General features: G+C 68.4%; 21 protein-coding genes and 5 pseudogenes. 15 read left to right on the top strand and 11 right to left on the bottom strand.

Annotated features, from left to right (window positions below; genetic code table 11):
- The first annotated feature begins 408 nt into the window (after positions 1-408).
- Genes QF030_RS00655 through QF030_RS00640 form a run of 4 tightly spaced genes read left to right on the top strand, consistent with a single transcriptional unit; the run spans position 409 to position 3,327 of the window.
- Positions 409-1,308, top strand: a complete 900-nt coding sequence (locus QF030_RS00655) for a hypothetical protein (RefSeq protein WP_307160682.1) — start codon at positions 409-411, stop codon at positions 1,306-1,308.
- Positions 1,305-1,871: an ATP-binding protein gene (locus QF030_RS00650; RefSeq protein WP_307160681.1), complete on the top strand. Its 567-nt coding sequence runs from the start codon at positions 1,305-1,307 to the stop codon at positions 1,869-1,871. Before QF030_RS00655 ends, QF030_RS00650 begins: the two co-directional genes overlap by 4 nt.
- 23 nt (positions 1,872-1,894) lie before the next feature.
- Positions 1,895-2,785, top strand: a complete 891-nt coding sequence (locus QF030_RS00645) for a hypothetical protein (protein WP_307160680.1) — start codon at positions 1,895-1,897, stop codon at positions 2,783-2,785.
- Positions 2,743-3,327, top strand: coding sequence for an ASCH domain-containing protein (locus QF030_RS00640; protein WP_307160679.1), 585 nt, complete (start codon positions 2,743-2,745; stop codon positions 3,325-3,327). The genes QF030_RS00645 and QF030_RS00640 overlap by 43 nt, the downstream gene beginning before the upstream one ends.
- Before the next feature lie 144 nt (positions 3,328-3,471).
- Here QF030_RS00640 and QF030_RS40390 read toward each other — a convergent pair whose 3' ends face one another.
- Both QF030_RS40390 and QF030_RS00635 read right to left on the bottom strand, forming a co-directional pair.
- Positions 3,472-3,612, bottom strand: coding sequence for a transposase (locus QF030_RS40390; protein ID WP_373428717.1), 141 nt, complete (start codon positions 3,610-3,612; stop codon positions 3,472-3,474).
- A gap of 8 nt (positions 3,613-3,620) precedes the next feature.
- Complete coding sequence (locus QF030_RS00635) at positions 3,621-3,986, bottom strand: transposase (protein WP_373428707.1); 366 nt, start codon at positions 3,984-3,986, stop codon at positions 3,621-3,623.
- Positions 3,987-4,193: 207 nt separating this feature from the next.
- Between QF030_RS00635 and QF030_RS40385 the strand changes: the two are divergent.
- The 3 genes and pseudogenes from QF030_RS40385 to QF030_RS00625 all read left to right on the top strand — a co-directional run.
- Positions 4,194-4,376, top strand: a pseudogene (locus QF030_RS40385) (transposase); the annotation flags it as partial.
- 733 nt (positions 4,377-5,109) lie between these two features.
- Positions 5,110-5,745: a hypothetical protein gene (locus QF030_RS00630; protein WP_307160678.1), complete on the top strand. Its 636-nt coding sequence runs from the start codon at positions 5,110-5,112 to the stop codon at positions 5,743-5,745.
- 967 nt (positions 5,746-6,712) lie between these two features.
- Positions 6,713-6,865, top strand: a pseudogene (locus tag QF030_RS00625) (TerD family protein); the annotation flags it as partial.
- 229 nt (positions 6,866-7,094) lie between these two features.
- On the opposite strand, the gene QF030_RS00620 reads toward QF030_RS00625, so the two are convergent.
- Together QF030_RS00620 and QF030_RS40380 are read right to left on the bottom strand one after the other, a co-directional pair.
- Complete coding sequence (locus QF030_RS00620; protein ID WP_307160677.1) at positions 7,095-7,412, bottom strand: hypothetical protein; 318 nt, start codon at positions 7,410-7,412, stop codon at positions 7,095-7,097.
- A 23-nt stretch (positions 7,413-7,435) separates the two neighbouring features.
- A complete protein-coding gene (locus QF030_RS40380; protein WP_373428716.1) occupies positions 7,436-8,008 on the bottom strand; it encodes a hypothetical protein in 573 nt (190 codons plus the stop codon).
- Between the two features lie 211 nt (positions 8,009-8,219).
- Between QF030_RS40380 and QF030_RS00610 the strand changes: the two are divergent.
- Positions 8,220-8,357, top strand: a pseudogene (locus QF030_RS00610) (hypothetical protein); the annotation flags it as partial.
- A 256-nt stretch (positions 8,358-8,613) separates the two neighbouring features.
- Here QF030_RS00610 and QF030_RS00605 read toward each other — a convergent pair.
- The 3 genes from QF030_RS00605 to QF030_RS00595 form a co-directional block, all read right to left on the bottom strand.
- Positions 8,614-8,730, bottom strand: a complete 117-nt coding sequence (locus QF030_RS00605) for a UbiA family prenyltransferase (protein ID WP_307160676.1) — start codon at positions 8,728-8,730, stop codon at positions 8,614-8,616.
- A 483-nt stretch (positions 8,731-9,213) separates the two neighbouring features.
- Positions 9,214-9,540 (bottom strand): SGNH hydrolase domain-containing protein, encoded by a 327-nt coding sequence (locus QF030_RS00600; protein ID WP_307160675.1) that lies wholly within the window; start codon positions 9,538-9,540, stop codon positions 9,214-9,216.
- A 24-nt stretch (positions 9,541-9,564) separates the two neighbouring features.
- A complete protein-coding gene (locus tag QF030_RS00595; protein WP_307160674.1) occupies positions 9,565-10,200 on the bottom strand; it encodes an SGNH hydrolase domain-containing protein in 636 nt (211 codons plus the stop codon).
- A 1,163-nt stretch (positions 10,201-11,363) separates the two neighbouring features.
- Here QF030_RS00595 and QF030_RS00590 point away from each other — a divergent pair.
- Positions 11,364-11,577, top strand: a pseudogene (locus QF030_RS00590) (SOS response-associated peptidase family protein); the annotation flags it as partial.
- Between the two features lie 309 nt (positions 11,578-11,886).
- On the opposite strand, the gene QF030_RS00585 reads toward QF030_RS00590, so the two are convergent.
- The 4 genes and pseudogenes from QF030_RS00585 to QF030_RS00570 form a co-directional block, all read right to left on the bottom strand.
- A protein-coding gene (locus tag QF030_RS00585) for an IS5 family transposase (protein WP_373428715.1) occupies positions 11,887-12,794 on the bottom strand; the annotation gives its coding sequence in 2 pieces (ribosomal slippage) (positions 11,887-12,449 and positions 12,449-12,794; 909 coding nt in all).
- Positions 12,795-12,847: 53 nt separating this feature from the next.
- A pseudogene (locus QF030_RS00580) lies at positions 12,848-13,294 on the bottom strand (transposase); the annotation flags it as partial.
- 70 nt (positions 13,295-13,364) lie between these two features.
- The gene (locus QF030_RS00575) at positions 13,365-14,411 is read right to left on the bottom strand and encodes an SPFH domain-containing protein (protein ID WP_307160672.1); all 1,047 of its coding nucleotides are present in this window, start codon (positions 14,409-14,411) and stop codon (positions 13,365-13,367) included.
- Between the two features lie 4 nt (positions 14,412-14,415).
- Positions 14,416-14,847 (bottom strand): NfeD family protein, encoded by a 432-nt coding sequence (locus tag QF030_RS00570; RefSeq protein WP_307160671.1) that lies wholly within the window; start codon positions 14,845-14,847, stop codon positions 14,416-14,418.
- Positions 14,848-15,257: 410 nt separating this feature from the next.
- On the opposite strand from QF030_RS00570, the gene QF030_RS00565 reads away from it, so the two are divergent.
- From QF030_RS00565 to QF030_RS00540, 6 genes are all read left to right on the top strand, one after another.
- Positions 15,258-16,868 carry an esterase/lipase family protein gene (locus QF030_RS00565; protein WP_307160670.1) on the top strand — a complete coding sequence of 537 codons (1,611 nt, stop codon included), beginning with the start codon at positions 15,258-15,260 and terminating at the stop codon, positions 16,866-16,868.
- Between the two features lie 69 nt (positions 16,869-16,937).
- Positions 16,938-19,802: a peroxidase family protein gene (locus QF030_RS00560; protein WP_307160669.1), complete on the top strand. Its 2,865-nt coding sequence runs from the start codon at positions 16,938-16,940 to the stop codon at positions 19,800-19,802.
- Between the two features lie 13 nt (positions 19,803-19,815).
- Positions 19,816-21,189 (top strand): hypothetical protein, encoded by a 1,374-nt coding sequence (locus QF030_RS00555; RefSeq protein ID WP_307160668.1) that lies wholly within the window; start codon positions 19,816-19,818, stop codon positions 21,187-21,189.
- Positions 21,190-21,232: 43 nt separating this feature from the next.
- Entirely contained in the window at positions 21,233-22,957 is a 1,725-nt protein-coding gene (locus QF030_RS00550; protein ID WP_307160667.1) for a thiamine pyrophosphate-binding protein, read from the top strand.
- A gap of 11 nt (positions 22,958-22,968) precedes the next feature.
- Complete coding sequence (locus QF030_RS00545) at positions 22,969-24,678, top strand: thiamine pyrophosphate-binding protein (RefSeq protein ID WP_307160666.1); 1,710 nt, start codon at positions 22,969-22,971, stop codon at positions 24,676-24,678.
- Between the two features lie 231 nt (positions 24,679-24,909).
- The gene (locus QF030_RS00540; RefSeq protein ID WP_307160665.1) at positions 24,910-25,233 is read left to right on the top strand and encodes a hypothetical protein; all 324 of its coding nucleotides are present in this window, start codon (positions 24,910-24,912) and stop codon (positions 25,231-25,233) included.
- Positions 25,234-25,258 lie beyond the last annotated feature (25 nt).

Raw genomic sequence — 25,258 nt, 5'->3', positions numbered from 1 at the left:
CGGGCCGGGCAGTCAGGCACCGTCCGGCCCGGCCGGGCTCGCGCGTCCGGCGGCTGCTCCAGAAGCTGGCCCGGTCATCGAGGCCGGCCACTGCCACACCTGCGCCCAGCCGCTGCCCGAGTCCACCCTCGTCCGCGCAACAGTTCTGCACCGCCCGGTGCCGCGGCCGCGACCAGGCCATGCGCCGCAGGGGTCTCCATTCCCGGCGGGCCCATCCCGGCTCTCCCGCGTCCGTGAATGGAGCCGGCGAGGCAGGCCGGCCAGTTGTGAGCCTCATACCCCGTTGCTCAGGTAGACGCGGTGATCTGTGAGGGCGTGAGAGTCCGCTTCATGCCTTCCTAAGCATGTGGGTATTTTTTGGGCATCAGAGTGGGTATTTTGTGGGTAGACCCCTTGAAGGGAGGTCTCATGCCCACCGATGCCGAGACGCTGGCGGCCGCGCTGCGGCGCCTGTTGCGCCGGGGACTGCCGCTCGATTCTGCCGTCGTCGGCGGTGAGCTGCTGGACCTGCCCGGCGTCGTGGCGCGGGCTCACGGTTCGAACGATCTGGCCGTGCGAGCCCACGCCCTGGACGGGGTGCTCCGCGGGCAGCTGGCCCGCCTGCCGCACGCCCCCCTCGCCCCGGCCGCCCGGCTGCTGTTCGGTGCCGTCCCCGCCACGACGGGCATGACGCTGACAGCTCGCCGGGCGGAGGCCGCCACGGCCTCCGGCTACGAGGTGCACCACTTCCGCAAGCACATCGAACCCCGCATCTGCAGCCTGCTCGCCGAACAACTGCTGGCCGACGCCCAGGCCTTCACGGCCGCCCACGCGGCCGCTCCCCGCCTGTCGCCCGACGCGGGATCGCTGCGGCTGCCGCCGGACGTGTTCGCCTGGGAGGTCGCCGAACACGAGGAAGCACTGTGCGAGTTGTGGTCCCGCCTGTACGCGCTGCGTGCCGCGCTGCTGAGAACGGCACGGCTGGCCAGCATGGACACCGCCGTACCGCTGGAGAGCGCGGATGAGGTGCTGTGGCGGTACGCCGCGCTGCGGATGGCCATCGCCCGCTACCGCGCCGCCTACGGGCCGGTCCTGCTGCCCGCCGACCCCGCTCCGGTCGCGCCGGCCGACCTGGAGAAGCTGGCCGGGCCCCTTCCCCAGCTGCCCCCGACCGACCTGGCGCTGCTGTCCCGCCTTCCCGTGATGGCCGATCTGCAGGACTTCATCGCCCAGCTCGGTGAGTCCGGCGACGGCGCGCGGATCCGCGACGCCTGGCACCGCGCTCTGACCGAGCAGCTGACCGACACCACCTCGAGGAGAACCGCGTGAGCACACCACATCCGCCCCGCCGCTTCGTCATCACCGGCGGCCCCTCATCGGGGAAGGAGGCGGTCTTCGACGAGCTCCACGAGCGCCGTCTGCCCGCCTCCACCGGTGAGATCGCCCGCGAGATCTACCGCAAGCACCGTGACCGGCTCGGCCGCCACCTTCAGGTCAGCGACCGCCGCGACTACTCACGCGAGGTCCTAGAGGGCTTCATCACCGAGTACTGCGCCCACAAGGCCGGCGACCGGTTCTACAACCGGGGCATCCCCGACGGCTACGGCTGGGACGCCTTCTTCGGCCTTGGCCCCTACCCCGAGCTGGAGGAGGCCGCGCGCACCTACCGCTACGACACCGTGTTCGTCCTGGACGCCCTGGACGACTTCACCACCGCCGACGACACGGTGTGGGCCCGCGAACGCGAGATCGCCCGGGTCCACCAGCTGATCATCCAGGGCTACTACGACGCCGGCTACCGGCCGATCTTCGTACCCGTCGACTCCGCCCCGGCGCGCGTCGACTTCATCCTCGCCCAGATCTCCGCACCGCCCGCCACCTCAAACACCTGACCTCACCCTCTGGGGGAAGAACGATGACAACGCCGTTACTCGTCTCACCCAACAACGTCACCGCCAACTGCATGGCCCGCGCGGTCGACCTGATCCGCCCCAGGATCCAGGCCACCAAGCCGGAGAACGTCATCTTCAGCGTCGGCACCCAGATCAACGGCGCCCCGCACCTGGGGACCTCACTGGTGCAGACCGCCGCGTTCCTCCTCGCCCGGGCCGTGCGCAGGAACTTCGGGATCGACGCCACCGTGCGCTTCGGCGCCCTGGACAACGCCCCGCACGAGATCCGCCTGGACCCCGAGACCCACCACGCCTACCAGATCACCTACTTCCACGCCCTGGGCGCGGAAGGCGTCGCCGACATGATCGGCAAGTACTACCGCGGCTTCTTCGACAGCCTCGCCGACGCCACCGGCATCGACTACGAAGTCCACACCTACACCCAGCAGCAGGCCGACCCCGCCTACCGGCTCGGCTTCCTCGCCACGCTCGAGCGCCTCGAGCAGATCCGCTGGGCCCTGGCCCCCTCCCACGGCATCGTCCACGTCCGGCTGCCCTGCCCCACCTGCGGCTGGGCCGAAAAACGCGCCGAACGCACCCGGTTGGACATCCACGGCTCCGGCGGCGCCGTGTTCAAAGCCGTGTGCACCGACCACGGCCCCTACGAGGTCCTGGTCACCCCCGACCGACCCGAGCCGTACCTCGACCTCGCCACCCTCTACCGCAACCTCGTCAAAGAACGCCTGCCCTCACCGCCGCGCACCCTCAACTCATGGTCAAGGGCGGCGACTGGGCCTACGGCTGCCAGCTCGTCGACGAAGCCTTCGCCGCCCTGCCCGGCCCCGGCGCCCCGCCGCGCATCTTCACCCCGATGGTGCTCACCGACACCGGCGCCAAGCTGTCGAAAACGCTGATCCGCGAGGGCACCGTGCCACCCCCGCCCGGCGCCAGGCCGTGGATGCTCGACGCCACCGCCTGGGACGGCAGCGTCGACGACTACGTCGACGCCATGGTCTGGCTGGTCGGCGTCATGCTCGCCGACCCCAAGCACTTCTACCGCTCCTACACCACCCAGGAGATCGACCGCCTCATGACCCGCCACACCGCAGCCCCAGCCCAGCCCCGCGCCCGGCACATGAACCTCTACCGCCGCTACTTCGACCTCGTGGCCTCCGGCCGCAAAACGATCGAGGTCCGCGTCCAGTACGCCAACCTGCGCAACCTGACCGCCGGCCAGCACATCAAGTTCGCCTGCGGACAGGACGAATGCCTGGTCCGCGTCGTCCGCGTCGCCCGCTACGCCTCGTTCGAGGAGATGCTCGACACCGAGGGCCCGGAGAACGTCAACCCCGACTCCCCGCGCGAGCAGCAGCTGACGAACATCCGACGCATCTACGGCCCCGAGAAGGAGGCTCTGGGCGTCCTCGCCGTCGAGATCGAGCGCGTCACCGCCTGACCCTCACACCAAGAGGCGCCCTGTCCCCGGCATTGCAGCTGCCGGGGACAGGGCGCTTCGCATCGTACGCACCCGCGTCTAGGCCCGCGCCCAGCGGCCGATCGTGTCCTTCCGCCGCTGGACACCGCCCGGCAGACTAGATGCTCATGCATGAACGGCCGTGCTGGCGCATCGGGGCACTCGGATGCGTTCGAGCAGAGGCCTCGCGCAGACGCCGTCGTGCCGTTGCCCCGGGGTCAACAGGACGGCCAGGGGCCGGCCGCGGCCGTCGCAGGCGAGGTGGATTTGGGTGGTCAGGCCTCCTCGGGATCGGCCGAGGGCGTGATCGTCCGGTTCGTCCGTCCGGTGTTTCCCCCTTTTCGGCCGGTGGCGGCGGCGTGCTGGTGGGCACGGACGATGGTGGAGTCGATCTGGACCAGCCAATCGATGTCACCGGCGGCATCCGCCCGGGACTGGACTTGTTGGAGGGCCCGGGTGAACACGCCGTCGATGGCATAGCGGCGGAAGCGGGTGTAGACCGTCTTCCACGGGCCGTAACGTTCCGGCAGGTCACGCCAGGAAACCCCGGTCCGGATCTTGTAGACTATCCCGTTGATCACCCGCCGCTCCTCCGCCCGAGACCGGCCCCTGCCAGCACTCGGTATCAGCGGAGCCAGCAACTCCCACTCGAATCGGTCAGTTCATGGCGACGGATCACGAAAACATGATCCACCATCGAACGATCTTTTGAAGACGGACCCTAGTCCACGGATAGTCCACGGCTGGCTGAGCCCCGCGATACAGTTCGATGCGAGCCCGCTCCGGCTGCTGCTCTCGACTGGTGCGACGGCCAGGCCAGATAGCGAAGCGTCCGCAGGGCGGGGGTCGGCGTCCGCGAGGCTTTAGCGGCGATTGTGTTCGTCGTCGCGTCCGGCTGCACCTTGAGGCAGCTGCCTTCTGTGTTCGGTCTGTGCTGGCAAACGGTCTACCGGCGTTTCGCCCAATGGGGCCGCGATCGGGTACGGGCGCGGCCCCATGAGGTCGTCCTCGACGACGGGCTGCGGTGGTAGCAGGCCTACTGTTTGACCAGGCTGAAGTCTCCCTTGTTGCCCGCTACGTCGTACCAACTTCCCGTGTAGGTACCACTCGACGCCTCTCGCAGTCCGCTGTGGAATGCGACATACTTTGGACCCACGTTGTGCTGCTTGAGGGTGATTACCTCATGTTGCCGACTGCCTACTTCACCCGAGAACGTGCTCGGGTCGGTAGTGCTGACATACTTCGCAGTGAAGGTCTCACCTTGACTACCGGTGATTTCGATGGTCTCGGTCCCTACAGAGCTTCGTTTGATGGTCCAACGGCTACCCACTAAAAAAGACAGTCGAATCTCCCTTGTGTGCGCGGATCACACCCTTGGCGTGTATCGCATTCGGCGACCAGGTTTCGCCCGATCTGGGCCCGGTGGCGCGTTGCAATAATGCTGCACCCAACGAAGGGTCGAGACGAGTCCAGCGCATCCGTACGTGCAGGGTAAAGAACAGCCCACCCGCGGAGCCCTGCTGTGGTTGGCACAGGATTCGGCCGGGCCAAGACCTCGCGCGCTGTCAAGCGGATCAAGTAGTCATTTCCGGCAAGCATGGGTACGGAGCCTTTTCCATCCTCAGTCTGAGCTGGCCTGCCAGATGGAGGCAGAGGATGGCCCGGACGAGGCCGGTAATCCGAGTGGTCGAACATCGGAGCTTGCACAGGAGTTCATGCAGATGGGCGAGCACAAGGAGCGTGCGCCACCCGACAGCCGTTCTTATGGAAGGCATGATGCTGAGAAGAGCACTGACCGCGGTTCTGATAGCGACCCTGTTTTTCACCGCCGCTGAATTCATCTGGCTCGGTTCCGAGGATGTCAATGGCGCCCTCACCTATGCCGGCCGCCTGAACGGAGCTCTCCTGCTGTTGGTGGCGTTGATCGAGTTGGCGGCGCTCGCTGCATACTGTCACCACCTTGCCACCGGTGCCAGACTTGCGGGGTACGCCGGAATTACGGTGGTAGTCGCCATGGTTGTGTCTATGCTTGTCAACTTCACATTGCTCTCTATGCAGGCCGAGAACTGGAGTTACACGCGCTGTGTGTGGGTCTGGCTGTTTCTGGGCATTGCGTCACTCTTGTCCGTCGCTTTTCTCTACACCCAGCGTCAGACTGTCGACCTCCCCAAGCCTAAATCGCTTGCTGTCGGAGCGCTCATTACCACTCTGGCCGCAGCCGCAAATTTCGGATACGTGCAGATCTACCAGCCGTACAGCACTCCAGCATCCGTCTCCACCGCAGTTGAGCTGGGGAAGGCCGACGTCACGAACGGAAGGGTGACGCTGGCGGTCCGTGCGTCACCCTCTGGTGGGTTCTTGAAGAGCCGAAGAAGTCTTGGATCGGGCCGTACCTTGTAGCCAAAGTCAGCCCGGAAGACAAGGTCGACAGCAGACCCGCGCCCGCTGAACCGCAACAACAGACCGCCGCGTACGGCCTTGACCACTCACCGAGCGGACGAACGCAGAAAATGGTGCAGGAACTCCTGAAATGAAGCCCGGCCGCAGTCGTCCGCGGAGTCGTGACGGAGATTGTGGGCCACATGGATCGGCTGCTCAGGAAGAGCGGCCTAGTTGTGCGTGACCGCCTGCGTTGATGTCGGAAGTGTCAAGGGCCCCGGACCATGATGGCGGTTTCTAGGGGCCTTTTTCTGGCGCCCCGGCAGGGATTCGAACCTGCGACACCCGCTTTAGGACAGCGGCTGGTGGATCGTGCCGGTGATCTGCGGCTTCGACACCTGCTGAAAGGCTGGAAACTTGACCGCAGGACACCCCCGTTGACCGTGGCTGACTCCTGCATCTGGCACGGCAGTGGCACAAACCTCAGCGGACGACAGTCAGCCAGGATGGCGAGTGCGCCGACCGAGCACGCACGCATATGCCTCACCCCCACCGGCCTCAGCCACGCTGCTTTGCAGAACGGGGGACGGAACAGTCACCTCTTCGCCGGACGAATCGCCCCTCCTGAGGATTTTTATCGTCGCGTAGGAGGAGACCAAGCCAGTCAGCGTTGCGATCAGGGTCTCTTTCCCGACGTCCCGGGCGAACTCAATGATCGGCAACCAGAACTCGGATGCGTCGTGGGTCAGGTAGGTGCGATCAGGCTTTTCGTCCTCGAACTCGACACCAAATCGAGCACTCCGACTCGTCCACGCTCGATGGGTCGACACACGGCTGATCGAGAGTAACTGGCCGGACGAGACTCGGCGCTGCCGCAGAGTCGCGCTTCCGCGTGCTGGTCGTTCTCGTGGTGCACCCACGAGCTGCTTCACCCCCGTGCCGGTGACACCAGCTCACCGCCACTTCAAGGAGACAGCCTCTAGATCGCCGCTATGACCTGTCCGAGGACGCCTCAACCGAAACCACGATGGTCTTCGGCGAGGTCTACCCAAACGGCGTCGAGCGGAAGTTCCGCGCTGTCGGACAAGGCTACGCTTTCGGACTGGCCGGCATCGTCGCCGACTTCGGCGTCAACGTCTGACCCGCCAACCGCCCGGCCGGGCCCGCCCAGCAGCCGGCCCGGCCCGACGCTGCAAGGTCCAAGCTCAAAAGCTGCAAACAGCTCCGGCCGATGGTCGGCCGCAACTGGTGGACCTTGGCATGCCGGTCTTCATCGGCCTCGGCCACATGCGGCTGCCCCAACCGTTGTCGACATGCAGAGACGAGTGTGTCAACAACGGTTGGCGGCAGCCCGCTCTTCAGGGTGCGGTTCAGAAGTCGACGCAGACCGGGCCCTCGTTGACGTTGACCAGGCCGACCTGGGTGACGGCGGCGTTGCAGTCGAAGTTCGTGTCGTCGCCACCGCCCTTGTTCTCACCTGCTTCGTCGAGAGGGCCGAAGTTGATGCAGACCGGGCCCTGGTTGACATTCACCGCTCCGAGCTGCGTGGTGAAGTCGTTGCACTGCCCGTAGGGCGCGGGCCCTTCGCCCCGCTCGGAGTGGTCGTTGGCCGAGGCGATGCCGGGACCGGCCATCACCGCGGCAGCAGCAAGAGCAACGCCCGCGAAGGTCGTACGGAAGGACAGCATGATGTATCTCCAAGAAGTGGAGGTTAGGGACACAGCAGATTCCACCAGCGTCCGCCCTCACCTGCATGCCGTGATACGCCACTTGGGCCGCTGAGCGCCCCGACACGCTTCCTTGACCCGGCGCCGGTGGCGGCCTGGGGCGTGGCACCGCACTGCTCATAGGGGATCCGAGAACGGGACCGGTGCTGCCGTAAGCAAATCTGGGGGGCGGGACTCGGCCAAGCGGGCGCCTCGCCTGGCGCGTGCTGCCGGTCATCCTGAGTCTGAGTGCTGATCGGCCCGAACGCTAGAATTCCGGGCAAGCGGCGGATGTTCCTCACCTGGCTGGCGATTTCCTGGTCTTCTCCATGCTGGGCGGCTTCGCGACCGACGGCTGGATGCTGGTCGTGGCCCGGTTCGTCACCGGCGTGGCGACGGCCTTCATAACCACCGCTCCCATGTCGATAACCACGACCTCGACGAGCCTCGCGCCGCTCGCCGCGCTCGGCGGGCGCCATCACCGACGGCATCGCGCCCTGCTCGGCCAGCCGCCACCACAGCCCGCTGCGCATAGCCACGACCCGGGTGCCGTCCTGCAGAGACAGCCCGCCGGCCACTTGGGACGCCGCGACCTCACCATAGGAGTGCCCCACCACGCTCCGGGCGGCCAGACGGGGACGAGCGGGTCGAGGTGCATGTGGTCCAGCGCCGACACCGTCGAGCCGCAGGTCGGTCGGGCCGGTCGTGCCGTAACCCTACGGCCTCCAGCGGCGCCGGCCCTGGGTCGAGCCGCCGGCCCGGCGCGTCCCGGACGGCGACACCACGTTCTGCACGGTGGTGGACCACGCCGGTTTGCCGGTGCTCTCGCGGGCCCTGGGGCTCGACGCGGGCGCCCTGGACACGGTGCTGCCCGCGCTGCTCTCCTGGCGCGAGCGCTGGCAGGAGGACTCGGTCGTCGACTCCTGACGCTACTGGGTGACCTGGCGACGCGCCGCGCAGGCACGCCGCCGTCGGCAGGTGGCCGGTGGTGGTTCCGTAGGGCTACGACGAGGACACGCTGACGCTGCTCGCCGAGCGGGCGCTGGCTGCCCACGGTGCCGAGCCGGTACGGATTGTGGTGGACGCCGCCGCCGCCGAACGCGGCACCCTGATCTCCGACAGGGGGTCCGTCCGCCCCGGCTGCAAGCGGTGCGCCGGGCGCTGCTGCCCGCCGCGGCGGCGGTCAGAGCGACCGCGGCGCCAGTGCCTGCGCGGGGGCGATCCTGCCGGAGGGCAGCGGGCGGTGCGGGCGCTCGGCGGCGGCGTCCTCCTCGCGGTCCGCCCAGTCGTTGAGCGCCACGCCCGCCTCGTACAGGCCTGGCCGATCGGCGAGACCTCCGCTGGATCAACCGCCCTCCCGCTTCCGGCGACACCGGGCACTGACCCGCCGGCTGGGGATCACTTGCAGGTGACGTTCGCGGTGAGCAGGCGGAGCAGCTGTTGGGAGGTCGTGTGTTGCTCGGGGGGCAGGCCCATGGCCTCGCCGATGGCCACCGGGACGCTGCGGGCCTTGTCCCGCAGTTCCGCGCCGGCCTCGGTCGAGACCTTCGTCGGACGGGTCGCCAGCGATGATCCCGGCTATCTGGAGACTGGCGCCGAGGAACGCGCTGAACCAGACGGCGAACCACACGCCGGGCCGGGCGGCAAGTCCACGAAGCGTGTTCGTCGAGCGCGGCGCGCATCGGGGTACTGAAGCCACGGTGCCGGCGCGCGGCCGTCTTTCAGAAAGGACCTCTCCGCCCAGCGGCCGGACAGACCCGAGCAGCAATGCCCGCCACGTGGTTCAGTTGGCGGCGGCCTTCAGTTGGAGAGCCAGCCACGGTTCCAGCCAGCGTGATCCCTGCGGGGTCAGGTGGACACCGTCGCTGCGGACCTGCACGTCGTCAACCTGCCAGGTGAAAGCTCCGCCCGGGCACAGGCGACGGGCCAGGTCCAGGGTGGCGACCGTGCCACGGTGGCGGGCGGCGACCTCGCGGAGCAACTGGTTCCAACGGTCGACACGGCTGGGTTGGTCCTCCGGCCACAGGCCGCCGTCGAGGCGTTCTCCGCGATGGTTGCAAGGCTCCGTGGCCAGCAGGACGCGGGCACCGCGCGCAGCGCCGATGTCCACTGCCCGGTTGAGTTGCGCGGGCAGTTACTGGTCGAACGCCTTCACCCCGATATGGGTCCACTGTTCGTCGCGCACGCGGTCCATGGTCTCCCAGCGGCCGAAGAGGATCACAACGACGTCAGGATCGTGGCGGTCGATCGCCTGGCGGAGGTCGCTCGGCCACTGCTCGCACCGCCGCGACACGTTGTGGAGGGTTCCGAAGTAGCGGTAGGGACTGCCCAGCGCCAACCCGCAACCCTGTCGGGTGACGTCGTGGATGGCGACGCCTGGAGTGGGGGGCAGGTAGTGCAGCAGGCTCCAGGCGATGGAGTCGCCCGCGATCACGGCCGACACGGGTGTTCCCGGCTTGTGGTGCCGGCGCGTGGCGGAATGTGGAGCCTGACCGGTGGAGTCGTAGGGGTCCGTGGGCGCGGTCGTCGTCTCCTGCCGTGCCGTGGCCGTGGAGGGACCGAGTCCCGCCCCTGCCGGGAGAGCGACCACCGCCGCGGTCGCCACCGCTGCCAGGCCAAGGCCGGTTGTCACCAGCGCCGGAAGCGGTCGGCGGAGCAATCGCGGAGCGCCGTGCTGGATGGGAAGTTCGATCAGGAGGAACGACACCATCGCGACGGTGACGGTCACGGTGCAGCGGACGGTGAACAGGACGGCGTGAAACGTCCGCACGGCGTTTGGCCAGCCACCGTCCCAGGTCGAAGCCCTGAACGATCCCTCGCTCGGTGTGCGCGAGGGCCGGATGCCCGGACCGCTGCGCGTGACGGCGGGCATGCTCGAGGCCCTCGGCGAACAGCTGCGCATGCCACCGCGTCAGCCCCTGGCCGTGCCAGGCCCGCCGCGGCACCGCCAGCGCCGCTGGCTCTGTGCTGCGCTCCTCCCACGCCACCGCCATCGCATGCCCGGCCGCACCCGCATCCCCGCCTGCGGCGGTCTGCGGCACCCCGCTCGTCCCGCTCTGCGGGGACCGGGCCGCCAGGCGCAGGCCCGCCCCCACCTCGAGCGGCCGGTGCGGGCCGCGTACCCACCACACCCCCTGCGCCCCGCGCAGCGGCGGCGCCCCATCGGGCCGGCGCCGCTCACGGGCCATCACCGACACCCACCGGGTCAACGGCCCCGCGGGACCGGCCGCTTCCACCTCGGCCAGCCAGGGCCGCCCCAGCCGCCCGCCCAGCGCGGCCGTGAAGGCTTCCGCGCCTGCCCGGTCACGCAACAACCCGCCCGCCCTGCTGCCGGCCCGTTCCCGCAGCCCCGGATCAACCAGGGCCCAGGCCACCGCGACGACGTCGGGGAAGACCACCGCATCCCTGACCAGCAGCCGCCACTGCCGCTCGCCCCAGCCCGCCGGGCCGGCACCGCGCCCGCGCGTGGCCGCCATCACCTGCTCCAGACGCGGCCCCCACACCGTATCCCGCGCCCAGAATTCCTCCTGTTCCCACCATCCGCACACCACCGCACGCGCCAGCGCGAACACCTCACTCGGCGCCACACCGGCCGCCCCCGCCGCCCGCATCACCCCCGCCCACCGGCGCTGCGCCCGGCCCAGCTCGTCGGTTTCGGTTCCGCGAAGAACAGCGCGGGACTCTTTCGGTGAAGACCGACAAAGCCGATGCGCGGCCGGGTGTGGATGACTTCGAGGAGGTCGTCGAGTAGGACGCATACGACGACAAGAGCACCAGCCTGTTCAGCAACGCGATCCACGGAGCTTCCTCCCGGGCGACCTCGCTCAACGCACAGCTGGCGCTGGGCATCACGGTCGTCGCGGCCCGTCACCGTCTCACTCGCCTTGTTCATGCCGTCGGACGCCGCCGTGAGGGCGACCACCGGGAGCGGCAGTGGCAGCTGCTGCCCGTCTGACCGATGAGACGCTCGCACCGAGCTAGAACGTCGCCCCCACCGACAACGTGTGGGCCGTCCTCGAGCGAGCACCCCGCGACAGCGACGAACGCACAGGAGTCCTGCGGGAGCTGCGGTCGCTGCGCTGGGGGCTGGTGCCGTCCTGGGCGAAGGAACGTGAAGCTCGGCATCCGGATGATCAACGCACGGGCCGTCGCAGCATGGGAAGATTGCATCTCGTAAGTGCCTTGCTGATCGTGCCTGATGTGGTCCTCGAGACACCCCCTCATCGCACGCCACAAGGTACTTCTTCGTTCCCCGAGAAACTGTCCACAGACATCAAGCCGGTGGATCCGAGCTGAGTCGCCCGCCGGTGGCAAGTTTGGGCAGGGCACCTCGCCAGGATGAACAGCCACCGGCGTCGGCCTGGCCTGCTTCCGCGGAGAGGTGCACACGCGCTCCGACCAACGGCCTTGCGCGGCTCTGGTCAGCCATCCATACGGATCCCCTTGAATCCGGGCCCTAGGACCTGTCTGACAAATGATCTTGTTGGGGTTCGCGGAGCCAGAGGATGAGTGCCGCGAGGTGGAGTCCGGTCCGGTAGCGGGCGGCGAGTTTGTCGAAGCGGGTCGCGATGGCGCGGAACTGCTTGAGCCGGTTGAAGCAGCGTTCGACGACGTTGCGGGCCTTGTAGAGATCGCGGTCGAAGGCCGGTGGTCTGCCGCCGGCCCGGCCGCGCCGTATCCGGTTGGCTTTCTGGTCCGCTCTCTCCGGGATCACCGCCCGGATGCCGCGGCGCCGCAGCGTCTGGCGGATCGCCCGTGACGAATACGCTTTGTCGGCGATGACCGCGTCGGGCCTGCGGCGCGGCCGACCGACGCCGGTCCGGGGCACTCTCACCGCGTCCAGGACCGCGTCGAAGGCAGTGGAGTCGTTGACGTTGCCCGGCGTGACGAAGACGGCCAGGGGCAGGCCCCGGCCGTCACAGGCGAGGTGGACCTTCGTGGTCAGCCCGCCGCGGGACCGGCCGAGCGCCTGACAATCCGCCGCGCGTTCCGGATCTTCCAGTTCGTCCCTCGACGCCGCCCCTTTTTGCGGGCGCCAGCGGCGTGCTGGTGGGCACGGTTGATCGTGGAGTCGACCGACACGGTCCACTCCACCGCCCCGACCGAGTCGTCGCGGACCTGGACCTCCTCGAGCAGGCGGGCCCAGGTCCCGTCCGCCTCCCACCGGGCGAACCGCTCATACGCCGTCTGCCACGGCCCAAAGCGTTCCGGCAGGTCACGCCACGGAGCACCCGTCCGCAACCGCCACAACACCCCGTTGATCACCTGCCGGTGATCCCGCCACGGACGACCCCGCCCGTCAACACCCGGCAACAGCGGCGCCATCCGCTCCCACGCCGCATCCGTCAGCTCACCACGACCCACCACAAGATCAATTATCAGACAGGACCTAGAGGTTGTCCCGTATGGAACGTGAGTTACCCGGTGAGGGCCAGGTTGTGGAGTCGGGCGATGCCGAGCATGGCTTGGTGAACGCCGTTGCCCTTGAGCCGGCAGTCGCGCAGGATCTTCCAGATCTTCAGCCGCGACAGGGCGTGTTCCACCCGGGCTCTCGCCCGGCGGTGGACGGCGTTCTCCGCTTCCTGCTGTGGGCTGAGGTGCGTCTGGCCTCGCCGTTTGCGGTGCGGGATGAGCAGGCCGGTGCCCTGATATCCGCCGTCGGCGATGGTGGGGGCTCCACGGCAGGCCCGGTCGACGCCGGACTCGGTGAAGGCCCGGCAGTCGTTGCGGCTCCCGGGCAGTGGCAGGCCGATTGCCACCACCAGGCGGCTGTTGGCGTCGATGACCACTTGGAGGTTGGTCGAGTGCCGGTAGTTTTTGCTCGAGGCCGCGACGCTGCGGTCGCGGCTGGCACGGACAGCGCCACCGGACGCCGCTTCCACGAGACAGAACGGTCCGCGGTCTCCCACCGCTGCCCGTCATGTCCGGCCGTTGTCACTCGCTGTCAGCGGGGGCATGGGACGAGAGGGCGTCAGGGGTGGTTTGGTCGGCCTTTGCCGCGTCGGCGAGGGCCGCGGCGGCGGCTTCCGCGGCCTGTGCCGCGTCGTCGGCGGCCCGCTCAGCGCTGTCGTCCGAGGGTTTCTCGCGGGTGGCCGGGGACTGGGGCAGCACCTCGGTGAAGGCGCGGGAGACGCCCTGGAGTGCGGAGGTGATCTCGCTGGGGATCACCCAGAAGTTGTTGCCCGAACCTTGCGCGAGTTGGGGCAGCGTCTGGAGGTACTGGTAGGCCAGCAGTTTGGGGTCGGGGTCGTTGCGGTGCACGGCCTGGAAGACCTCGTCGATGGCCCGGGACTGGCCCTCGGCCTGGAGGATCGCCGCGGTACGGTTTCCCTCCGCGCGCAGGACGGCGGCCTGCTTGTCGCCCTCGGCGGTGAGGATCTGCGATTGGCGTTGTCCCTCGGCCCCGAGAATCGCGGCCCGCTTGTCCCTCTCGGCTCGCATCTGCTTCTGCATCGCGTCCTTGATCGACTGCGGCGGGTCGATGGCCTTGATCTCCACGCGGTTGACCCTCAGCCCCCACTTGCCGGTGGCCTCGTCCAGCACCCCACGGAGCTGGCTGTTGATGGTGTCCCGTGAGGTGAGCGTCTTTTCCAGGTCCATGGATCCCACGACGTTGCGCAGGGTGGTCACAGTGAGCTGCTCGACCGCCTGAAGGAAATTCGCGATCTCGTAGAAAGCCGCTCGCGGGTCGGTGACCTGGAAGTACAGGACGGTGTCGATCTCGACGACCAGATTGTCCTCGGTGATGACCGGCTGCGGCTTGAAGGAGACGACCTGTTCCCGCAGATCGATCACCGGATGAACCCGGTCGATGTACGGGATGACGAGGCTGAGGCCGGGATTCAGGGTCCGGTGGTAGCGCCCGAGTCGCTCGACATTGCGAGCGCGCGCCTGGGGCACGATACGAACCGCCCGCATCACGGTGAAAACCGCGATCAGCGCAAAAATCAGGCCGGCAACGAGGAACGCCGAAGTTTCCATGGTTTCAGTCCCGGGGGTAGACGAGCGCGGTGGCGCCGCTGATCTCCATGACGTCGACGGTCTTTCCAGGCGGAATAACCAGCGTCTCGTCGTAGGCGCGCGCCGTCCATTCCTCGCCGTCGATACGGACCCTGCCGCCGATGCCTGTCACCTCCGAGAGGACATAGGCAGGCCTGCCGACCAGAGCGTCAATGCCGAATCGCTCCACTTGGGGCCGGAGCACGTGGCGCAGCGCAACAGGGCGCAGGAACACCACGGTGCCCATGGCGACCAGGGTGAAAACGAGGAACTGGAAGGGCAGGGGCAGTCCGACCGCGGCGGATCCAGCGGTGACCAGCGCGGACACACTCAGCATTCCGAGCGCAGCGGTAAGCGTGACGATCTCCGCCACAGCCAACACGGCTGCGACGATCAACCAGATCAGCCATGGATTCATAGGGTGCCTCTTCTGACCGATACGGGCGCGGAAGAGCCTGACTCACACCATTGGACCCCGATTCCGGACAGGGGCGATACCCCTGGGAAGAAAACTCGGGCCGAACGAGCCGAGGCGTACTGGTGCGACGCACCCCCAAGCGGCTAACTGTCCCTAAAAGACGCACGGATCGCAGGGCGGGCGAGGTCGCCAGGCGGCTCGCGGCTCCCAACCAGCCTGGCGCTCCGGACGGACCCTGATCACGCAAAGACCCCTGCTGCGGGAGCGGCGGGCGGCCGGCGGGGGGTGAGGGGGCTTCCGGCGGCCTGCCCGGGACACGCCGGTCGAAACGATACTGCGCGGGCCCCGGCGTGATCGTCCGCACAGTGGTGCCTGGCCGAATTGCACGACTGTGTCCAGGGGTGATCTCCATGACCGACCGTCCTCGCCCGCTGATCCTGATCCGCGGGTTCGGAGGCCCGGATGTACAGGACGAGCAGCGTGACGCCTACCAAGGATTCAACGACGGCACCGTCTATCCGGGGCGCAGGGGCGAGAATTACCTCTACGAGGGCTTCGTGCTCCGGTGCCTCAAATCGGGACTGTATCCCTATCGGGACGCCACCAATGTCGTCGGTTACTACAAGCAGGACATGCCCGCTCCGGACGACGTCCCCGAGTGGCTCGTAGGCCTGGTGAGCGGCACGGTGGTCGTCGACGCCGCTCTGGCGGAGGACGTCTTCGCCCGTCGGCGGGGCGCATCGGGGACGTTGTGGATCTACCGCTACTACGACCTCCTCCCCCGCACGCTCGAGTGCTTCGGAAAAGGGCTGGTACGACTCATCGAGATCATCAAGCGCGGCACGGAACACGCCGAAGAGGAATTCGCCGGTGTGGACATCGTGGCGCACAGCATGGGCGGCCTGGTGGTGCGTTCCGCACTGAAAGAGCTGGGAAAATCAGGAAAAACGGGCGGGGAGCTCATCCACCGCATTGTCACCCTGGGCACGCCGCACCGCGGGATCGCGTTCGAATATCTTCCGGCCGAACTGGTCAAGCGTCTGCCGCTCGCCGCCGGGGACGAGATCGCCGCCTTTGACCCGCATCACTCGAATGCCGAGGACGTCGGGTTTCCCCATCAGAGAATCCTTACCGTCGTCGGCACCGACTATGGAACGTACGGCAACAAGTTCGCCAGCCTGGGCAACCGGCTCTCCACCCTCCTCAGCGAGGGCATCCTGGCCTACAACCGCAGCGACGGCCTGGTCAAACAGGCGTCCGCGCAGCTTCCCGGAGCGCCTCGCACCTTCGTCCACAAGTGCCACGGCGGCCGGGACTCCCTCGTCACCTCGCGCGAGGCATACGAGATCGCCATGCGCTTCTTCCACGGCAGCCACCACGTCCGCCTCCATCTCACCAACGCGAAGGTGAAGCGAGGCCATGACATCTTCGGCAGAAGCGAGTTCTACTTCGGAGTGAGCATCAAGCCCCGCTTCGTCGACTTCGACCTGTTCCACCAGAGCAGCGAGGCGGAGAACTGCTACGGCCCCTTCCACAAGGACGACTTCACGGATCCACTGCCCAACCTCGCGACGGAGTTGCGCCAACCGCTCGCGCAGTCCGGCGACGCCACCTCGGGCTGGGCGGGCCCGGACCGATTGATCTGGGAGGGCTGGATGGACGCCTCGGTCAAACCGGCCGGGGCGAGGAGCGATGCGACCCTCGTCTTCCGACTGGACTTCTACGTCGGCGAGCGCGACACCTTCGGGGTGGGATTCTCCGACAACGTCGTCTTCCGCAAGCAGTACTACGTGCAATACGTGCCGACCCCCGCCGGACCGTCGCTCTACCGCCACACCGGCGAAAGGTATCTGAACCCGGATGTCACCCCCGAGCAGTTCGCCGCCGCCGCGGCCGACCAGAGCTCGGGGGTGCAGAAGATGACCCCCGACGACGAGGCGCAGCCGACCAAGTGGACGTTCAGCGTCGGGGACCCCGGATTCGAGGCCGATCTCACGATCTTCCTGACCTCCGACAGCTGACCGGCTCGGCATCACCCATATGGCCCGCTCCACGCGACAGCGCCTCCGGTGTCCGCGAGCGTTTCAGCCATGCCCGAGAACCAGCAGTACGAGCGGTACATCGGGGGCAGCCCGGAGGCCGAGCGCCTGATCTTCGAGCGACTCGCAACCGACCTGCTGCGCGTGCAGCTGAAGGCGAAGAAGCGCAGCGGCTCCGCAGCCCTCCACCGGACGTTCCACGCCAAGGCGGTCCTCGGCGTGGAGAACGCCCGGCTGAGGTTCCACGACGATCTGCCCGCCGAACTTAGCTCGGGTTTCGCCAGGCCCGGAGCCGAGTACCCGGTCACGGTCCGGCTGTCCAACGCCGGCGGTGTCCGCCAGCCCGACCACGCCCCCGACCTGCGGGGTGCGGCGCTGCGCGTCGAAGTCGGTCCCGACGAGATCCACGATCTGCTGATGACGAGCTTCCCGGTCTCGCATGCCCGCAACGCGCGCGAGTTCGTCCTCTTCGCGAAGGCCATGGCAGGCGCTGACACCCGACTCCGCAAGGCGTTCGCGTTCTTCGTGAAGCTGCCCCTGTCCGTCGGCTGGTCCACGGCGACGCGTATGCGACGCAACGTCTCGGCTGGGGCCCGGCGTCCGGTGCGGAGCCTTGCACTGGAGACGTACTGGAGCCGTGGCGCGATCCTGTGGGGCGAGGCCGGACCGGTGCGCTATCAGCTGCGCCCCGCCGCCGGCGCCCCCGAGGCCCCGGACCCGTCCCGCACCGACCCCGACTACCTGCGGCGTGAACTCGCGCGCCGGCTGCATCGGGCGGACGTCGTCTTCGACGTGTGCGTACAGCGTTACGTGGACGGCAGGCGCACGCCCATCGAGGACGGCGCCGTCGAGTGGCGGGAAGAGGATGCGCCCGCCGTGCCGGTCGCCACTCTGACGATCCCGCGCCAGGAGCTGGACACCGCCGCGGCACGGGCCGTCGGCTCACGCATCGACCAGCTGGCGTTCAACCCGTGGAACACCACCGGCGCCTTCCGCCCCCTGGGCAACCTCAACCGGGCACGCAAGGCGGCGTACGAGGCGAGCAGCGCCCACCGCCTGGGCCTGCGCTTCGTCACGGTCGAACCACGGCGCAACACCCTGCTCGGCTACCCGCTGCGAGCCCTCTTCCGCGCCGTCAACCGCATCGTCCCGTGGCACCGGCTGCCCACCGGGCCAGGGCTGCTCAATCTCATGGCGTTCCGGCAGACGCTGCGCCGTCACAACCTCATCGACACCGAACTTCACGAGGCCCCGCCCGCAGCCCGGCCCGCACCGGTCCCGGTCGACGAGGACCTGCGGACCCGGCGCAGCTACGACGGCTCCTGGAACGACCTCTCCGCACCGGCGATGGGCGCGGTCGGCGCCACCTTCGGCCGCAACATGCCGCCGGTCCACCGGCCGGACCTGTTCGACACGCCCAACCCGGTCACCGTCAGCAAAAGGCTGCTGCACCGCGACGGGTTCATTCCCGCGACGTCCCTGAACATCCTCGCGGCCGCGTGGATCCAGTTCCAGGTGCACGACTGGGTCGACCACAAGCGCCACCCCGTCGGCGAGAAGTCGGTCGAGGTGCCCCTGCCTCCCGGCATGACCTGGCACAACATCCCCGGCGGTCCGCCGGAGAAGGTGATGCGCTTCGCCGAGAACGAGGTCCTGTGCCAGCCCGGCGGCGGACAGCCGCCGACCTTCGCCAGTGCCGTCTCGCACTGGTGGGACGGCTCGGAGATTTACGGCGGCACCGCCTCGGTCGCGAAGTCCCTGCGTGAGCCCGACGGCCGTGCCGAACTGCGGCTGGAGGAGGAGGGACACCTCCCGCTCGGCAACGGCCTTCCGGTCACCGGCTTCCGCGACAGCTGGTGGCTCGGCCTCAGCGCGATGACGACCCTGTTCGCCCGTGAGCACAACGCCGTCTGCCGGGCGCTGCGCGACGAGTATCCGCACATGGACGAGGACCGCATTTACCACACGGCACGCCTCGTCGTGGCCGCGCTGATCGCCAAGATCCACACGGTCGAGTGGACGCCGGCGATCCTCGCCACCAAGGCGATCGACATCGCCCTGAAGACCAACTGGCAGGGCCCGCCCAAGACCTGGCTCGACCAGCTGGGCACCTGGCTGTTCGAGGCGCACGACCTCGGCGGCATTCCCCGCACTCTGCCCGACCACCACGGTGCGCCGTACTCCCTCACGGAGGAGTTCACCACCGTCTACCGGCTGCACCCGCTCATCCCGGACGACTACGAGATCGTCGACCACCGGTTCGGCCACCGCCTCGACACCCTGACGTTCAACGACGTCCAGGGCGCCGCCACGGAGCCGCTCATCCGCAAGATCGGGCTGGCGGACACGCTGTACTCCCTGGGCATCGCCCATCCCGGGGCGATCACCCTGAACAATTTCCCCCGCTCCCTGCAGACGTTCGAGCGCGACGGAGAGGTGATCGACCTGTCGGTCGTCGACCTGGTGCGCACCCGGCGCCGTGGCGTCCCGCGCTACAACGACTTCCTGGCAGGCCTGCACAAGCCGCGCATCCGGCGGTTCGAGGACCTCTCCTCCGACCCGGAGACGGTCACCCGGCTGAAGGACGTGTACCGCTCTGTCGACGAGATCGACACCATGGTGGGCCTCTTCGCCGAGAACCCGCCCACCGGCTTCGGATTCAGCGACACCGCCTTCCGCGTCTTCATCCTGATGGCCAGCCGCCGTCTGCAGAGCGACCGCTTCCTCACCGTCGACTTCAGGCCCGAGGTCTACACCCCGCTGGGCATGGACTGGATCGACCGCAGTGGCATGACCAGCGTCATCCAGCGGCACTGCCCCGAGCTGGCGAGCCTCCTGCCGCGCACGGCCAGCGCGTTCGCGCCGTGGCGTGCCGTCCAGCCCGTGCGCAATCAGGGTGACGCGGACCACGACTGACCGGGAGAAGGACATGGCGGTACAGCAGCGAGCCACGCACACCGGCCTCGAAGACCTCCTGGCCCGGCCCCTGTGGGAGAGCGTCTTCCGGCGGCGCACCCACCGGGTCAGCAGGGGCGCGTCCGTCGCGGCCAGGTCGATGAGCTATGACTCTCCCCACCGGCCGCAGCCCCTGGGCGAGCTGGAGGAGGCCGTGCTCATCGCCCTCACCGGCTGCTCCGGCCTCAGCATGCCCGACCGGCCTTTCGAGGACCCGCGCGACCACAAGCCCATCATGGCCAAGCCGAACCTGAACATGGTGGGGCGTACGGCGGGCAGCCCCGACAACGCCCAGGGCACCCACTTCTTCATGATCAACGACAGCGGGACGTACTACCTGAGGAAGCTGCCCCCGTCGCCCGGGGCGGGATTCGACCCCGACACACTGCTCGAACGGGCCGGCCGGGCGAAGGTGAAGGTGCTGGACCGCCGCCTGGACGTGGCCGAGGGCATGCGCGACTTCCCCGCCTACCTCGACTCCAACCGCTTCCTGTCCAACCTCCCGGGCACCACGGTCTTCCTGCCGGTCGTCGACCTCTCCCACCAGTACATCAACGCGCTGATGTACCTGCTGACCCAGCCCGACGGAGCCCGGCCCACCTTCGTCGACGACCGCAACCTCTACCGCCCGGCCGGGGTGCGCAAGTGGGTGCGCAACGGCTTCCTCAACCCCGACCTCAAGCTGCCGCTCGGCGCCCTGGGGCCGATGCGCACCCAGGTGGAAGCCGACCTGCTGCTGCAGAACATGATGCTGGTCGCCGACGCCATGGGACTCGGCGCCTGGATCCACGCCTCGATCAACCCCCAGCTCATGCTGGGCGACCCGAAGTTCTCCCGCACCTACGGCCGCATGCTCGGCTTCGACTTCGTCACCCCGCGCTTCAAACCCGCCGACCTCCTGCGCTGGCAGGTGCCGCTGCCGAAGTACGCGACCCTGCGCGCCCACCCGGTGGGACTGCGGGCCGCCGGCGAACACCTCATCAAAGGCGCCTGCCCGCCCAACTACCCCTCGATGGAAGCCGCCGTGGACGCGGTGGTGCAGAGCAAGTTCGGCAAGGGCGGCATCTACGAGGACAAGGACGTCTTCAGCCGCATCTACAAGGACGGGTACGCGCCCCGCTACCTCGAAGAGGCGGGCGAGTACGACCAGCGGGTGATCGACTGCGCACGCGACGTCTGCGTGTACATCCACGCCACCCACGGACGCTTCCCGGCCCACACCGACGCCATCCACGTGCCCGGCATCTGGCTGCAGACGCACCACGTCGAAACCGAGTACTACGAGCGGTTCTTCCGGAACGGCCTGACCGACGCCCACCGCGCCCACGCCGCGCGCTGGAAGGAGTAGCCGACCCACCATGGGCCCCGGAAGCACGCACCGAAGGAGCGCCATGCAGGTGTACGAAGCCATGGTCAGGGGGCTGGAGAGCGCGGGTGTCGACACCGCGTTCGGCGGCAACGGCGAGAACATCGCCAGTCTGGCCCTGGCACTGGAGAAGTCGCGGAAGATCCGGCCGATCATGACCCGGCACGAGCAGGCCGCCTCGTTCATGGCGTGCGGCTACGCCATGTATACGGGCCGGCTCGGGGTCTGCTTCGCCACCGTCGGTCCCGGCGCGTTCAACCTCTTCTCCGGCCTCGCCGTCGCCCTGTCCGACTCCTACCCGGTGCTGGCCCTCACCGGTTTCGTCTCCCTCGACTGGCGCGGCCACGGCGCGGTGAACGACACGTCGGGGCGGGGCCGCACCCCCGACTCGCAGGCGATGTTCGCCGCGACGACCAAGAAGTCCTTCCTGCTCACGGACATCGCCGACACGTGCGACGTCCTCGAGGAGGCCGTGAACACCGCCTTCGAGGGCCGGCCCGGCCCGGTGCACATCCACGTCCCGCAGAACCTCACCCACCGCGGCACGACCGTGGACAACTACCACGACGTCAGGCTGGACGTGGCGCCCGTGCGGCCCGACCTGGAGCAGGTCCAGACCATCGCCGGAGTGCTGGCCGACGCCCTGCGGGAGGGGCGCCGGATCGTCCTCCTGGCCGGCTTCGGCACGATCCGCAGTTACGCCGAGGCGGCGGTGCAGCGCTTCGTCGAGCGCTTCCAGATCCCCGTCGTCACCACCCTGGACGGCAAGGGCGTGATCCCCGAGACCCACCCGCTCGCCGCCGGAGTGTTCTCGGAGAGCGGCCACGCCAGTGCCTGGCAGGCGTTCCGTGAGGCCGACGTGGTCCTGGCCATCGGCAACTCGCTCAACCAACACGCGACGTTCGGCCTGCGCGAGGGCCTGTTCGACGGCAAGACGCTCATCCAGGTCAACATCGACGCCGGCGAGATGGGCAAGCACTACCGGCCCGCTCACGCCCTCGTCTCCGACGCGCGTCTCGCGGTCGAGGCGCTCGGCGCGGCACTGGAGCGGAAGTCCGCTCCGGCCGGACCCGTGCAGGTGCTCGGCCGGGACCACGAGACCCGGCATGTCCCCCACCTTCCCGGGGCGATCCATCCGGGGCGGCTGGCGCAGGCGATCGGCCGCATGCTGCCGGAGGACGCCGTGCTCCTCGCCGACGCCGGTGCCCACCTCGCCTGGCTCGGCTACTACGTCGACCTGGAGCAGGGCCAGAACTTCCGCAAGACGGGCACCTTCGGGCCGATGTCCGCGCACGTGAACGGCGCGATCGGGGTGAAGCTCGCCCAGCCCCACCGGACGGTCGTCGTCGGGTGCGGTGACGGCTGCTACTCGATGGCCGGCTTCGAGCTGATGACCGCCGTCGAGAACGACATCCCCGTCATCTGGGTCATCTTCAACGACGACGAGTACAAGCTGGTCAAGCTCTACCAGATCGCCACCTACGGCGAATCGGGACTGGTGGAATTCCAGAACCCCGACTTCGCGATGTACGCGAAGGCCTGCGGTGCCGACGGCTACCACGTGGAGACGCTCGACGAGTTCGAGGCCGCGTTCCGGGCCGCCCTCACCTCGAACAGACCGACAGTGATCGACGTCAAGATCACCCGATGGGCGCTGCCCCACTACAGCACATCACCGGAAGGCGTCGTCCCCGGCATGTGGGAGGCGCTCGAGGACCGGCTCCACCAGGGCGGACGGGCCGCGCAATGAGGGAGAAACCGATGAGAGTCTATGAGGCCATCGTCAAGGGGCTGGAAGGCGTCGGCGTGCGGGCGGCGTTCGGCGGCGCGGGGGAGAACGCCGCCGGTCTGATGCTGGCGCTGAAACATTCCCGGCAGATCCGGCCGATCATCGCCCGGCACGAACAGGCAGCGTCCTTCATGGCCTGCGGCTACGCCATGTACACCAACCGGCTGGGCTTCTGCTTCGCGACCGCCGGGCCCGGCGCGTTCAACCTGTTCTCCGGGCTGGCGGTGGCGATGTCCGACTCCTACACCGTCCTCGCCGTCTCCGGGTACGCGTCACGGGAGTGGCAGGGACGGGGGTCGCTCAACGAAACGTCGGGCCTGAACCGCACGCCCGACTCCCGGGCGATGTTCGCGGCCACCACCAAGAAGTCCTTCCTGCTCACCGACGCCAACGACACCTGCGACGTCCTCGAGGAAGCGGTCAACATCGCCTTCGAGGGCCGGCCCGGACCCGTGCACATCCACGTCCCCGAGGACCTCACCCACCCTGGTGTCGAGGTCACGAACTTCCGGCCGATCCGGCTCGACGTCGCCCCGGTCCTGCCCGACCCGGCGCGCGTGGACGAGATCACGTCGGTGCTGGCCGACGCCCTGGCCCAGCGGAAACGGATCGTGGCCCTTGCCGGCTTCGGCGCGATCCGCAGCGGGGCGGGACCGCAGGTCAAGCGATTGATCGAGCGGTTCCAGATCCCCTTGCTCACCACGCTGGACGGCAAGGGCATCGTGTCCGAGGCACATCCACTCGCCGTGGGCGTCTTCGCGGACAGCGGCCACTCCAGTGCCTGGAAGGCCTTCCGCGAGGCCGACATCGTGCTGTGCATCGGGAACTCCCTCAACCAGCACGCGACGTTCAACTACCGCGAGGACCTGTTCAAGGACAAGCTCCTCATCCACGTGAACATCTCCGAGACGGAGTTCCACAAGGCGTACCCGCCCGACCACGCGTTGCTGAGCGACGCCCGCCCGGCGGTGGAGGCCCTCGTCGACGCACTGGAGAAGAAGATGCCCGGCGATGTGCCGGCGGCCGACGTCAAAAGCCGGGACTACGAGGCCCGGCACATCACCCACCTCACCGGGAAGATCCACCCCGGTCAGCTCGCGCAGTCGATCGGCCGGATGCTGCCGCCGCACGCCGTCCTCCTCGCGGACGCGGGCGCCCATCTGGCCTGGCTCGGCTACTACGTCGAGCTGGAGGAGGGACAGAACTTCCGCAAGGCCGGCTCCTTCGGGCCGATGGCCGGGCACGTCAACGGCGCCATCGGCCTGAAGATCGCGCACCCGGAACGGACCGTCGTCGTCGGCTGCGGCGACGGCTGCTACTCCCTGGCCGGGTTCGAGCTCATGACCGCCGTCGAGAACGACATCCCCGTCATCTGGGTCATCTTCGACGACGAGGAGTTCAAGCTGATCAAACTCTTCCAGCTCGCCACCTACCGGGAGAGCGCCCTGGTCGAGTTCCAGAACCCGGACTTCGCGGCGTACGCGCACGCGTGCGGCGCCGACGGCTACCGCGTGGAGACACTCGACGAGTTCGAGGAGGCCTTCCGCACGGCCCTCGCCTCCGGCCGGCCCACCGTCATCGACGCAAAGATCACCCGCTGGGCCGTCCCCCACTACAGCCCCTCACCCGACGGCGTAATCGACGCCCTCGTGGAAGCCGTCGAAAAACGCCTCCGCGACTGATCGACCGCGCCCCGACACCGTTTCACCCAGGCCCCCCGGCCGGCACCGACGCACCGTCCGCCTGATGCCGGGCAAGCAGCCGCGGGCCATGGCGGGGCCGGCAACGACGATTTCCCCGACCTCGCCATCGGGCACAGGGGTGAGGCGGTCATCGAGAAGCGGCAGTCCTGTGCCGTGCAGGGGCTGGCCGATCGGGACGCTGCCAGATGCGGGGATGGCGTCGACCCGCGGATGCTGACGATTCCGGTGGTCTCGGTCTGGCCGTGCATGTTGATCACTAGCCTGCCGCCCGACACGGCGACCGGCCCCCAGCTCGCGGCCTGGATCAGAGGGCACTGGAAGATTGAAAATCTCCTGCACCACGTCCGCAACCGCACCTTCCACGAGGACGACTCCACTATCCACGTCGGTCGCCTCCCACGCATCATGGCTGGCCTGCGCAACCTTGCCATCAGCGTCCACCGTCAGGACGGTCGCACCAACATCGCCGCCGCCCTCCGCTACACCACCCGCGACTGCCGCAGATCCCTGACCGCCCTCGGCCTCACCGTATGAATCCGGACAAATCTCGATCATGCAA

The organism is Streptomyces rishiriensis, assembly GCF_030815485.1.
In the GTDB taxonomy this organism is placed as follows: domain Bacteria; phylum Actinomycetota; class Actinomycetes; order Streptomycetales; family Streptomycetaceae; genus Streptomyces; species Streptomyces rishiriensis_A.
The sequence above is the reverse complement of the archived record's forward strand: the minus strand, read 5'-3'. Positions and strand labels throughout refer to the sequence as shown.